Source organism: Pokkaliibacter plantistimulans (assembly GCF_003194385.1).
GTDB classification, from domain to species: Bacteria; Pseudomonadota; Gammaproteobacteria; order Pseudomonadales; family Balneatricaceae; genus Pokkaliibacter; species Pokkaliibacter plantistimulans.
Genome location: NZ_LAPT01000163.1, coordinates 1 through 1,227, shown reverse-complemented (window position 1 = coordinate 1,227; position 1,227 = coordinate 1). Strand labels below are relative to the sequence as shown.

Below are 1,227 nucleotides of genomic sequence, written 5' to 3'. Positions count from 1 at the left end.
AGGGGGTAGGTATGCTCCGGGTCAAAGCGGTAGGCAGTATCGGCATAGTGGTAGTCGCTTTGCTCCTGAGGGGGCAGGGCATGGGGGGTCAGGGTATGGCTCATAACAGGCCGCCGTTTTTCAGGGAGTGAATAAGGGTACTCAACAGGCTGAGGTTATCGCTGCTGCGCTCCGGTTGCGCTTCGGCATCGCCCTTCTCGCCGCCATCGAGCCAGAAGGGCTGGCCGGTTGTGTTCATGGTGGGGCGCAGGTGGCCGGGCCAGTGGCGATGGGCTGGCCCGGCCCCGTCGTGATAGTGGTCAGGCACTGTGATCAAACAGCTGGTACTGCTCTTGCCGCAGCAGGCGGATAACGTCTTTGTAGAGCTGATCATCCATATCGCGCCAATAGCGCGGGTTGCGCTGGGTATGGCGGTCGTAGGCGGCGGTGGTGGGGTCAATAGAGCGGAAGGGTTCAAAGGCAGGCACATCGGCCAGCGGCAGGCTGACATCCATATATTGCTGAATAAAAGCCCACATGCGTTCAATGTCGCCTTTGCTGGAGCTGACGCCGGTCATCTGGGAGAGATCCACTTTAATATCGGTACCGGGTTTGACCAGTTTTAAGCGGTATTGATTATGGGTGGGGCTGTACATGGCTTCCACAATGGGGGCCATCTCGGTGAAAGGAATGTCGTGCTCTATACGCCGTTCGGTTTTATGCCATAGCCGAACCTGGCCGGTACGGCGGCAGAGTTCAAATACTGGCCGGGTATCGGAGCCCATTTTTTGGGCACTGCGGGCCAGAATAAAGTCACAGCCTTTCCATACGGCGGCGGCGGCGGCGGCCATTGTAAAGCCCGTTTTTGCATAAGCAATAGCTGACTCCAAATCATGATTATTTATTTCACTTGCAGTAAGCGCTATTGCCACTACAAAAAACAGCCAAAAAATAATTTTTCCCATATAGCCCAAAGCAAAAATATGGGTAAAGGCACCGGTGTATTTGCCTAATGACCCGGCCCGGAGTTTTTCGTGATCAATCCTAAAGGGGGAGTCGATATTGTCCTGACGAAGATGCCAGTGGGCATCGGCATCGGGTTTATCGGGGGTGCCAAGGTCGGTATAGGCGCAGGCATTGATCTCTTCATCCAGAAACTGATTGGGGATGCCAGTGCGCGGGTCACTGCGCCCGCCGAGGGCAAAGCCGCCGAAGGGGGCGTCGGCCAGGGGGTAGGTATGCTCCGGG

Annotated in this window: 1 protein-coding gene and 1 pseudogene; both read right to left on the bottom strand. The window is 56.2% G+C overall.

Annotated features, from left to right (window positions below):
* Positions 1–100 precede the first annotated feature (100 nt).
* Complete coding sequence (locus WH50_RS25170; RefSeq protein WP_133251434.1) at positions 101–316, bottom strand: hypothetical protein; 216 nt, start codon at positions 314–316, stop codon at positions 101–103.
* Positions 300–1,227, bottom strand: a pseudogene (locus WH50_RS26495) (hypothetical protein); the annotation flags it as partial. The pseudogene WH50_RS26495 and the gene WH50_RS25170, both read right to left, overlap by 17 nt.